The organism is Aeromonas sp. R3-1, from assembly GCF_040908345.1.
Lineage (GTDB): Bacteria > Pseudomonadota > Gammaproteobacteria > Enterobacterales > Aeromonadaceae > Aeromonas > Aeromonas veronii.
The window spans coordinates 1-8,967 of the sequence record NZ_JBFODN010000177.1; the positions used below are offsets into that span (position 1 = coordinate 1).

Below are 8,967 nucleotides of genomic sequence, written 5' to 3' on the forward strand. Positions count from 1 at the left end.
ATGCTGGAGCGTTACGGAAAAGGCGTAAATATCAAAGCATGTTTGCATGAGGCGCTGGGGCGCCCTATGCAACACGTAATTGGGACATAGCCTTTTTTATGGGGAAGCAGCTCTATCCAGAGGGATCACTGTGCCCCTTGCGCTGCCCGATATTGGGCCAGCTGCTGCTGGCTAAAGTCCATCAGCGCGGGATAGAAGCGCAGAAATCCCGCCTCGCATGTTTGCCACTGCGATTCATCGAGGGTCAGCAGCGCCTCTCCCAGTTGTACTGGGCGGCGCAGTCGGCGGCCGATGCCATTTAGCGCTTGCCCCAGCCCCTCCCTGTGGCGGTAGGAGGCGATCCAGTTCTGCTCGGCCATCCGCTTGAGGGGAAGCGGCAGTCCATCCGGCAGGCGTGGGTGATCGGCCAATAGCTGATCATAACTGCGTTGAAGGAAGCGGGGCAGGGGTTCGGTACTGAACAGCCCCCAATGTTTGCTCAGCCAGTGGTCGTAGATCATATCCACCACTATGCCGCCAAAGCGGCGCCAGGGGGCCTCGAAACAGGCGACGGCCGCCTTGTGCTCGGGGTGGCTGTCGGTGAAGGCATCAATTTTGCGGTGCAGCCAGATCCCCTCATCGAAGTGGGCGGCAAGCCCCGTGGGCAGCACTCCCTTGATAAAATCACCCAGCAGATTGCCGGTGAGGGAGCTTCGGGTGTGGGCAGCCAGATGGAGATGGGCCAGAAAATTCATCGGTCGCTGTGGGTCTGTTATGGGATGGCAAGGTGCTTCGAGCCTAACGGATCCCGCCTGCCTTGACCATGATCGGGATTTTGCTTCTGCCCTGCGGCTGCCTCTTGCCGGACAAAAATCGGGCGTGCTAAGGTGATGCCATCTTTGTCACAGGACGCGACAAACCACCATGATGCGCAAAGCCAGAGGCTTTTTTCTGGCCTTCTACTTCAAGCCTTTCTATCTCTCCGAGTGGTTCGACGAATAGATCGAACCTCTGGAGCAGTTCACTGACGCCCGCTCGGGCGTGATCTCGCTCATCCAGATTTTGCCGCTTTTGGTCATCGCATGCATTCGCCTGCGGTGCCTTGTCCGCGCTTGTGCGCTTTTTATGTAATGGAGTACTCATGATGAAGATCAGACTGACCCTCTCAGCCCTGTTTGTTGCCAGCCTGCTGGCCACCCCCGCCATGGCCAAGGAGTGGAAAACCGTGCGTTTCGGGGTGGAGGGGGCCTACCCGCCCTTCTCCTGGACCGATGCGTCGGGCGAGATCAAGGGGTTTGATATCGATCTCGCCAACGCCCTTTGTAAGCAGATGGCGGTCAAGTGCGAGCTGGTGGCGCAGGATTGGGACGGCATGATCCCGGCCCTGCTGTCGCGCAAATACGACGCCATCATCGCCGCCATGTCGATCACCGACGAGCGGCGCCAGAAGGTCGATTTCACCGAGAAATATGCCCATATTCCCAATCGCTTTGTGGCGGCCAAGGGGACCGAGCTGACGCTGACCCCGGAAGGCATGGCGGGCAAGCGCATCGGGGTGCAGCGTGCCACCACCCACGACAAGTACCTGACCGACAATTTTGGCTCGAATGTCACCATAGTCCGCTACGGCAATGCCGATGAGGCCTATCTCGATCTGAAAGCGGGTCGGGTGCTGGCCCTGCTGGCCGATGCCTCTGCCATTGAGCAGGGGCTCCTTGGCAAAGAGGGGGGCGACAAGTTCGATTATGTGGGACCCGCCCTGACCGATCGCCAGTGGTTTGGTGATGGTATGGGGATCGCCGTGCGCAAGAGCGATAAGGAGCTCAAGGGCAAGCTGGACGAGGCGATCAAGGCCCTGCGTGCCAATGGCACCTATCAGCAGATCAACCATAAGTACTTCAAGTACGATATATATGGTGGTTGACGGGGGGAGGGAGCTTGCTCCCTCTCTTTTCATTGGGCAAGCGACAATCGTGCAAGGAGGATCGCCATGTTGACCCTGATCGAGGGGGCCGAGATCTTCAGCCCTACCCACCTTGGCCAGCAGGATCTGCTAGTGGCTGATGGCCGTATCGCCTGGATGGGCAAGGGGTTGACGGTGCCCACAAACTGGCCGCTGCACAGGGTCGATGGTCGAGGCCGCTATCTGGTACCCGGGTTGGTGGATCCGCTGGCCCATATCACCGGCGGTGGCGGTGAGGGGGGCTTTGCTTTTCGCACCCCGGAACTGGCGGCGAGCGAGGCGCTCAAGGCCGGCGTCACCACCCTGGTGGCGGCGCTTGGCACCGACAGCCTGACCCGCACTCCCGCACAGGTGCTCGGCAAGGTGCGCGAGTTTCGCGCCGCCGGGGTGAGCGCGTTTATGTATACCGGCTCCTACCATCTGCCGGTCAAGACCCTGACCGGCACGGTGGAGTCGGACATCATCCTGATCCCCGAGGTATTGGGGGTGGGGGAGGTGGCCATCAGTGACCACAGATCCAGCGCGCCGACCCACGATGAGCTGGCCAGGCTTGCCAGCGAGGCGCGAGTAGCCGGGCTGCTTGCGGGCAAGAGCGGGATCAGCTTCTTCCATGTCGGGGATGGCAAGGGGGCATTGGCCCCCCTGCGGGCTCTTCGCGATAAGACCGACATTCCGCTGCGCCAGATCTATCCCACTCACTGCAACCGCAACCCCTGGCTCTTTGCCGAGGCCATCGAGTGGGGCAAGGCGGGAGGCTGGGTCGACCTCACCACCTCGAGCTTTCCCGATCTGCTGGAGGATGGCGAGCGGCTTGCCGCCGATGCGCTTCTCGAGCTGCTGGCCGCCAATGTGCCTGTCGAGCGCATCACCTTCAGCTCGGATGCCAACGCCAGTCTGCCGCGCTTTGATGGCGAAGGGCGGCTAATCGAGATGCGCTGCGGCCAGATTGCCAGCCTGTGGCAGCAGTGCGTGTGCGCGACCCGGCTCGGTGTCTCGCTGGAGACGGCATTGACCGTGGTGACGAGCAATCCGGCGCAGGCGCTGGGGCTTGGCAGCAAGGGGCGTATCGGGGTTGGGCAGGATGCGGATCTGCTGCTGGTGCACGACCGGACGTTTGCTATCGAACGGGTGATGAGTGGCGGCCAGTGGCGCGAATAAGGCTGCGGGCAATATCGTAGTCAGTGCGAGAGCGTGGTTGCTCCAACCAGCAAAAGCCCGACAACAAGGTCGGGCTTTTTGATCTGCAATGTGGGAATAAGGCTTAGATCGCCAGAAACCCGAGGATCAGGATGGGGCCGAGCAGGCTCAGGATAAAGCCGGAGACAATGGCCACCGGCACCACCTGAATGCCCCCTGATTTCTGGATAACCGGCAGGGTGAAGTCCAGCGCCGTGGCGCCGCCATAACCGATGGCTGCCGAGGGGTGGCGTCGCATCAGGACCGGGATGATCAGAATGGCGATAAGCTCGCGCCCAAGATCGTTGATAAAGGCAGCAGAACCGAGCACCGGCCCCAGTTTGTCGGCCACCAGAATGCCGGAGAGCGAATACCAGCCGAAGCTCGAGCTCATCGCCAGACCATGGGCAAAGGGCATCCCCAGCAACTGGGCCGCCAGCAGGCTGCCCAGCCAGCTGCTGAGGATGACGGTGGCGGCTATCTTCATCCCCCAGGGGTTGAGCAGGATCTGGCGCAGCCGCATGCCGGAGTTGCGCATCTGTACCCCGATGAGAAACAGCAGCAGCATCAGGGCCCACTCACTCCATTTGTCGATGGGCAGGGCGCGCAGATCCACCAGCAACCCGAGCAGCACACCGCCGAGCACCACAAAGCAGAGCTGCAGGGATTCCCACAACAGGTGCAACTTGCCCGGCATCTTGGCATCGCTCGCCTCGTGGGTCGGCGGCGTGCGCTTGTCGAGCCACCAGAGGGCCAGCAGGTTGCAGACCGTGATCGCGGTGAGCATCACCCCGGCGACCTTGAAGATCACCGCCAGATTGCTGCCCAGGTTCTCCACATAGGCAAGCCCGAGCCCCATCAGAAACAGAATGAGGTAGACCATCTTGCCCAGACTCTGGTTGACCAGCTTGATCAGCCGGGCAGAGGAGAGGGGAATCAGATAGCCGATTGCCAGTGGCAACAGGATCAGCAACACATTGAGCAGCATCGAGGCCTCGATCACAAAAACTGATAAAAACACCACCTTATCATTACTTATTGGCTCTGTGTCACATATCTATCGCTTTCATGGCCGAAAACAGCCCTTTTGGGGGCAGATTGTTACTTTTTTGCCACAACCTCTCTGTTTGATAAGGTTCTGTGCGAGCCCGAGTGCACCAATGAAATCAAGTTGATCCAATCGGGGGGCCGATATTTCGCTCGGCAAGGGGGTGCATAAAGCCATTTTGGTGCCGGTTTGGCACACATCACGCTTTTCTCTTGCCACTGATATGATTGGGGTATAAAAAGGCGTTATCGGAATAGCCATTGAAACGGCTGTTTATGCAAACAAAGTGCTGAAAAATACGCAAAGGGCGAATAAAAATAGAGCGAATCCCCTGAAGACCCTCGTTCTGTATTGTTTTTTCACTATCCGGGTGATATTTTCGCTGAAGGTTGCCATCGGTTAACTTTTTGTTAAATGGACGATGGTTGAGTCACGCCCCCTGCGGCGTCTAGGGACAGACAAGGTTGTAATGGATGAGCGACGTTGCCGCACTGGAAGTACGTGATCTGCACAAATATTTTGGCACCCACGAAGTGCTCAAGGGCATCGACATGACCGCCCACAAGGGGGATGTGATCTCCCTTATCGGCTCCTCCGGCTCGGGGAAGTCGACCTTTCTTCGCTGTATCAATCTGCTCGAAACCCCCTCATCCGGCACCGTCTCGCTCCATGGCGAGTTGATCCGGATGAAAACCAGCCGCGCCGGCGAGCGGTTGCCCGAGGATATGCGTCAGGTTGAGCGGATCCGCAGCCGACTGGCCATGGTGTTTCAAAGTTTCAATCTCTGGTCACACATGACCATCATGCAGAACATCATCGAAGTGCCAATCCAGGTGCTCAAGGTACCTCGCGCCGAAGCACTGGCCAAGGCAGAGCAACTGCTCAACCGGGTTGGACTCTGGGAGCGGCGTGACTACTATCCCGGCCACCTCTCCGGTGGTCAGCAGCAGCGGGCCGCCATTGCCCGTGCGCTGGCGGTAGAGCCCGAGGTGATGCTGTTTGACGAACCCACCTCGGCGCTGGATCCCGAGCTAGTGGGGGAGGTGCTCGGCCTGATGCGCGAGCTGGCCGAAGAGGGGCGCACCATGTTGGTGGTGACCCACGAGATGTCGTTTGCCCGGGATGTATCGAACAAGGTGATGTTTCTGCATCAGGGGCGGGTGGAAGAGGAGGGCAACCCCAAGGAGATTTTCGCCCATCCCAAATCCGAGCGGTTCAAGCAATTCATCTCCTCCATCTACTGATGGCGGGATGCCTGGTTACCCAATCAACTGTTTTATCAAGGAGAGATACATGAACAAGCTGATGCTGGCGACAGCCGTAGTTACTGCCCTCGCGTCCGGTAGCCTGATGGCCAAGGAGTGGAAAGAGGTTCGGATCGGGGTTGAGGGTGCCTATCCCCCCTTCTCCTGGACCGAGCCCAGTGGCGAGGTGAAAGGTTTTGATATCGACATCGCCAACGCCCTGTGCGAAGAGATGAAAGTGAAGTGCACCCTGGTCAAGCAGGACTGGGACGGCATCATTCCGGCGCTGCTGTCACGCAAGTTTGACGCCATCATCGCCACCATGGACATCACAGAAGAGCGCAAGAAGAAAGTGGACTTCACCCAGAAGTACCAGCACATTCCGGCCCGCTTCGCCGCCAAGAAGGGCACTGACGTGCAGCTCGACAAAGCCTTTATGGAAGGCAAGTCCGTCGCGGTGCAGCGTGCAACCTCCATGGATACCTTTATTACCGACAACTTCCCCAATGCCACCATCAAGCGTTACGGCACCGCCGATGAAGCCTATCTCGATCTGAAATCCGGTCGTGTGGACTATGTGCTGGCCGACTCTGCCGCCATCACCGACGGTCTGTTGAAGAAAGAGGGGGGTGATGCCTTCGAATTCGTCGGCCCGAAACTGACCGATCCCAAGTGGTTTGGCGAGGGTGCCGGTATTGCGGTGCGCAAGGCTGACAAGGATCTGAAAGAGAAATTCAACGCCGCCATTCTGGCGCTGCGTGCCAACGGCAAGTACAAGGAAATCAACGACAAGTACTTCGAGTTCGACGTTTACGGAGAGTAAAACAAAGAGACGTTTACGGCGAGTAAGTCCAAAGACGTCTACGGCAAGTAACGACAGGTTGATCCCGTCAGTAGTCATCGGGCCCGTCACCTCCCTGAGGGAGTTTACGGGCCCGCATTGATTGCAATGGAGCTGCACATATTTCATTCGGACTGCTATGGAGCCTTCTGGTTAGCAGGTGCGTGAAGATTCAGTGGCGATGGAGCTGCATATGTTTGATTTGAAAGGATACGAAGCCTCGCTGCTGGAGGGCGCCTGGGTCACCCTGGAAGTGGCGCTGGCCTCCCTGCTGCTGGCGTTGCTGCTGGGGATGCTGGGGGCGCTGGCCAAACTCTCTCCCTACAAGTGGGCCCGGGCCATCGCCACCGGCTACACCACCATTATTCGCGGTATCCCCGATCTGGTGCTGATGATGCTTCTCTTCTTTGGCGGCCAGGTGCTGATCAACGGCATCTGCACCTGGGTCAACGAGACTTACAACAGCTGGTTACTGGAGAGTAATCCCAATCAGGAGTGGGTCTCCCTGCTCCCGGACTATATCGACATCAGCCCCTTTGTGGCCGGTGTCGCGACCATCGGTTTTATCTTCGGCGCCTACATGACCGAGACCTTTCGCGGCGCCATTCTGGCGGTGGACAAAGGCGAGCTGGAGGCCGCACGGGCCTTTGGCATGCGGGCAACCCAGGTGTTTGTGCGGATCCTCTTTCCCCAGATGATGCGCCACGCTCTGCCGGGGTTTGGCAACAACTGGCTGGTGCTGCTGAAAACCACCGCGCTGGTTTCCATCATCGGCCTCGATGACATGGTGCGCAAAGCCTCGTTGGCGGCGGGCTCGACCCAGCAACCCTTCACCTTCTATATGGCGGTGGCGTTGATCTTCCTGATCTTCACCGCAGTCTCCACCTCGGCGCTCAAGTGGGCCGAGCGTCATTACGCCATCAAGACGAGGTAAGCCATGGATTTCTCAATCATTCTCAAAGAGTGGCCCACCTACTGGGAGGGGCTCTATACCACCGTCTGGCTGGTGGCCCTCTCTCTGATCCTTGGGTTGATGCTGGCGGTGCCCATGGGCATCCTGCGCAATAGCCGCAACTGGCTGATCAAGGGGCCAATCTGGGCCTATATCTACTTCTTTCGCGGCACCCCGCTGCTGGTGCAGCTCTTTATCATCTACTACGGCGCCGCCCAGTGGGAGTGGCTGAAGAACAGTGCCGCCTGGTCGCTCTTCTCCGAAGCCTGGTTCTGTGCGCTGCTGGCTTTCACCCTCAATACCGCCGCCTATACCGCCGAGATCGTGCGCGGGGCGGTACACAATATGCCGCGCGGCCAGATTGAGGCAGCCAACGCCTTTGGCATGACCCGCTGGCAGACCCTGACCCGGATCATTTTACCCAACTCGTTTCGTCGGGCACTGCCGGCTTACAGCAACGAGGTGATCTTCATGCTGCAAGGCTCGGCGGTGGCGGGCATCATCACCATCGTCGATCTGACCGGCGCGGCGCGGATCATCAACTCCCGCTACTACAGTCCGTTCGAGGCCTTTTTGACCGCAGGGCTGCTCTATATGCTGCTCACCTTTGTCATCGTCTGGCTGTTCAAGAAGTGGGAAGCGCGCTGGCACGCTCATCTGCGTCCGCGCAATGTGTAAGGGTTGAGCTGCCAAGATGAGCGAAAATGGCTCCGCCTGTTGCAGGCGGGGCCATTTTTTATCTTTATCCTCTGCCCGCCCGGTTTGCCAAATGGCGGACGAGCAGGGAGAATGCAGCACTCCCGAGCGCCGCCAGCCGTTGGCTGCGTGCCTTATCCCCCAGTTCCCGAGGTTTTATGTACCGGATATTGTTTGAGCATCCCGCTTTCCTGGTTATCGACAAGCAGCCCGGCATCGGCATGCACGACGAGAAGGGCGACGGGGAGTCGGTCAATCCGGGGCTGGTCAATCGCGTGAAGGCCGATACCGGGCTCACCCTCTATCCGGTACACCGGCTCGACAAGATGACCTCCGGGCTGGTGCTGCTGGCTCGCACCACAGAGGCGAATCGCGAGCTGAGTATGGCCTTTGCGGCCCGTGAGGTGAACAAACAGTATCTGGCGCTCTCCGATCGCAAACCCAAGAAGAAGCAGGGCTGGGTGAAGGGGGATATGCAAAAGGGACGCGGCGGTAGCTGGATGCTGGCGCGCACGCTGGATAATCCTGCCATCAGCTGGTTTGATTCGGTGTCGGTGCGCGAGGGGCTGCGGCTCTATCGCATCAAGCCCCAGACCGGCAAAACCCACCAGATCCGGGTTGCCCTCAAAAGTATCGGCGCCCCCATTCTCGGGGATGAGCGCTATGGCGGTACGCCAGCCGATCGCGGCTATCTGCACGCCTGGCGACTGAGTTTTACGCTGGCGGGCGAGCCGTTCGACTTTGTCTGCCCGCCCGATGTGGGGAGTGAATTTGTCACTCCCGAGCTCACTGCAGCCATCGCAGCCCTTGCGCCCTGATGTTTATGCGCCGAGAGCCTGACACCATTATCCATTCAGCGAAAGCGCGTGATCTTGACGGACGTGCACCGCGCTGGATCCTGGCCGACTTTGACGACACCCTGGCCCCCGGCGACAGCCACGCCGGTCTGCTGCGCTATATCCTGCGCCGCCGGATCTGGCCGCTGCTGCTGTTGCCAGTGATTGCGCTGGGTGGGTTGGTCTATTTGTTGCCAAGTCAGCTGCTACCCAACCAGCGGCGGTGCGGTAT

The 8,967-nt window shown here is 59.2% G+C and carries 9 protein-coding genes and 1 pseudogene; 8 read left to right on the forward strand and 2 right to left on the reverse strand.

Translation table 11 applies throughout. The annotated features are described in order from the left end of the window. Window positions 1–125: 125 nt before the first annotated feature. On the reverse strand, window positions 126–734 hold the full coding sequence (locus AB5Y85_RS10785) for an ACP phosphodiesterase (protein ID WP_257688065.1): 609 nt from the start codon (window positions 732–734) through the stop codon (window positions 126–128). Between the two features lie 389 nt (window positions 735–1,123). Between AB5Y85_RS10785 and AB5Y85_RS10790 the strand changes: the two genes are divergently transcribed. Both AB5Y85_RS10790 and iadA read left to right on the forward strand, forming a co-directional pair. After that, the gene (locus AB5Y85_RS10790; protein ID WP_257688070.1) at window positions 1,124–1,903 is read left to right on the forward strand and encodes an ABC transporter substrate-binding protein; all 780 of its coding nucleotides are present in this window, start codon (window positions 1,124–1,126) and stop codon (window positions 1,901–1,903) included. 66 nt (window positions 1,904–1,969) lie between these two features. Further along, entirely contained in the window at window positions 1,970–3,100 is a 1,131-nt protein-coding gene (iadA, locus tag AB5Y85_RS10795; RefSeq protein ID WP_257688066.1) for a beta-aspartyl-peptidase, read from the forward strand. Between the two features lie 103 nt (window positions 3,101–3,203). On the opposite strand, the gene AB5Y85_RS10800 is transcribed toward iadA, so the two are convergent. Next, a complete protein-coding gene (locus AB5Y85_RS10800) occupies window positions 3,204–4,106 on the reverse strand; it encodes a lysine exporter LysO family protein (RefSeq protein ID WP_005361415.1) in 903 nt (300 codons plus the stop codon). Window positions 4,107–4,639: 533 nt separating this feature from the next. Here AB5Y85_RS10800 and AB5Y85_RS10805 point away from each other — a divergent pair. The 6 genes and pseudogenes from AB5Y85_RS10805 to AB5Y85_RS10830 all read left to right on the forward strand — a co-directional run. Then, entirely contained in the window at window positions 4,640–5,410 is a 771-nt protein-coding gene (locus AB5Y85_RS10805; RefSeq protein ID WP_005337310.1) for an ABC transporter ATP-binding protein, read from the forward strand. 49 nt (window positions 5,411–5,459) lie between these two features. After that, window positions 5,460–6,233, forward strand: a complete 774-nt coding sequence (locus AB5Y85_RS10810) for an ABC transporter substrate-binding protein (RefSeq protein ID WP_005337307.1) — start codon at window positions 5,460–5,462, stop codon at window positions 6,231–6,233. A gap of 211 nt (window positions 6,234–6,444) precedes the next feature. Then, window positions 6,445–7,185: an ABC transporter permease gene (locus tag AB5Y85_RS10815; protein ID WP_005352911.1), complete on the forward strand. Its 741-nt coding sequence runs from the start codon at window positions 6,445–6,447 to the stop codon at window positions 7,183–7,185. Between the two features lie 3 nt (window positions 7,186–7,188). Continuing rightward, window positions 7,189–7,881, forward strand: a complete 693-nt coding sequence (locus AB5Y85_RS10820; RefSeq protein ID WP_005337302.1) for an ABC transporter permease — start codon at window positions 7,189–7,191, stop codon at window positions 7,879–7,881. A gap of 176 nt (window positions 7,882–8,057) precedes the next feature. Then, entirely contained in the window at window positions 8,058–8,717 is a 660-nt protein-coding gene (locus AB5Y85_RS10825) for a TIGR01621 family pseudouridine synthase (RefSeq protein WP_101529952.1), read from the forward strand. Window positions 8,718–8,722: 5 nt separating this feature from the next. Beyond that, window positions 8,723–8,967: pseudogene (locus AB5Y85_RS10830) on the forward strand (haloacid dehalogenase-like hydrolase); the annotation flags it as partial.